The organism is Kocuria sp. ICS0012 (genome assembly GCF_001665945.1).
Classification (GTDB): Bacteria; Actinomycetota; Actinomycetes; order Actinomycetales; family Micrococcaceae; genus Kocuria; species Kocuria marina.
Genome location: NZ_LZMM01000045.1, coordinates 1 through 1,155, shown reverse-complemented (window position 1 = coordinate 1,155; position 1,155 = coordinate 1). Strand labels below are relative to the sequence as shown.

At 57.6% G+C, this 1,155-nt stretch carries 1 protein-coding gene; it reads right to left on the bottom strand.

Going from position 1 to position 1,155, the window contains the following annotated elements; translation table 11 throughout:
* Positions 1-280: 280 nt before the first annotated feature.
* Positions 281-565: a hypothetical protein gene (locus tag A5728_RS14475; protein WP_197493120.1), complete on the bottom strand. Its 285-nt coding sequence runs from the start codon at positions 563-565 to the stop codon at positions 281-283.
* Positions 566-1,155: the final 590 nt, after the last annotated feature.

The following is a 1,155-nucleotide window of genomic DNA, read 5'->3' as shown; positions in this document are numbered from 1 at the left end:
CACCGCCGGCGCCGACAGGCAGCCCTGGACCGATTGACCCCCATCGAATACGAGACCATCATGACCACAGTTACCGCTCAGGCAGCCTGACCCACCCCGTCACCTACCAGTGCAGCAGTCCCTTCATTGTGGACTGAGAGAAGGCCGCCACGTGGTGGGAAGCCTTGAAGCGGAAGGTTCCCGGCTGCGGAGAGTTTCATGGAGCGTCACGAATAATGCCCCCGTAGGTGCGGTCTCAGTTGGACTTATGGCGTCAGAAGGTGCGCCCGCCGACATTGGTCTATTCGTCTTCGAGTAAGGGCGATCGTTCGTTGTCGCTCGTTTCCTCGCGGTCCTTTGTGCTGCGGAGGGCATTAACGAATGAGGCCACACCTTGGAGGATGGCGGGAAGGGCTGCTGCAAGAGCAGCTACTGGATACCCAAGGACGATCAGTACCACTGCCGCGCTGAGCCCCAGGATAGATACAAGAAGTACAGTCGTTGCGCCTGTTCGGACTGCATATGCTTCTGCGGATGACAGCTTGCGGACGGCGTTCGTCTTGCTGTAGACCTCAGCTTCTGTCATGGAGACGATACGGTCCGGAAAGTCGCGGGAGATGTTGCCATATCCAGCAAGAGTATGAGGGTCAGGCAGGGGTCCACTAAACCTGGCGAGGCTTACTTGCCTCTGGAGGATTCGCGCGTTCTCTGGGTCGTCTGTGAAGAGGTCGTCTTCCCCTGTTGGCGCTTCATCTGACGTGATAGATGATTCCCCACGTCGATCCAAGCTGTCTCTACGATTTTGATCTGGCCCAGATTGCGACTCATGCTCTTCAGTGCTGTGGTGTCCCCCGTGGCTCCCACCGCGATCCCGTGCATCATCGCTCGAGTCGTTGTATTCGCGATCTGATTCATGGCTCAACACTAGCTCCATCATCTGAGTGTTCAGTAAGTGCGCCACTTGCGCGACTGATGTGACACTAGCTTGGAGGGGGGGTGCGGATCTTTCAAGCTCTGCAGTGAGCACCTAGAGCATCTCATTGCTGACACCGAAGACATTGGGCATGTTGCTCCTTGATGGCGGGCTGACCCCGTTTTGTAGGTCCGGTGGTTCTGGGAGTCGTCCTGTCGCCCGTGGTTGCGGGCAGGGAGACTGGTCAGATCATGTCGAACAGC